Annotated in this window: 1 protein-coding gene; it reads right to left on the reverse strand. The window is 62.8% G+C overall.

The window, feature by feature from the left end; genetic code table 11:
- A partial coding sequence (locus ACLZOT_RS51240) for an SAM-dependent methyltransferase (RefSeq protein ID WP_416976151.1) occupies nucleotides 1-303 on the reverse strand: 303 nt, incomplete at its 3' end.
- Between the last annotated feature and the right edge of the window lie 17 nt (nucleotides 304-320).

Raw genomic sequence — 320 nt, forward strand, 5'->3', positions numbered from 1 at the left:
GCTGCCGGTGGCGGCGACGTGTTTGTACTGGTCGACGAGGACGGTCAGGGGCTGCGCCGCGCTGTCCTCGATGTGGTGGAGCACGCTGCCGAGGAGAAGGATGACCGGTTCTCGCCAGTTGATCGTCTCCAGGATTTCTCTGGAAGCGAGGATCGACTCGGGATCGCGTACGTCAGCGCACAAGCTCTTGACGACAGCGGGTGCCTTGGCCTTCATCATTTCGTCGGCGTAGGTGTGCACCAGCACGTCGTTGTCGATGCACACGGCGCGGGCATCGGGATGAATGCGGGTCAGGACATCCACAGGCGTTGGGTTGTGGG

The organism is Streptomyces sp. 4F14 (assembly GCF_048159485.1).
In the GTDB taxonomy this organism is placed as follows: domain Bacteria; phylum Actinomycetota; class Actinomycetes; order Streptomycetales; family Streptomycetaceae; genus Streptomyces.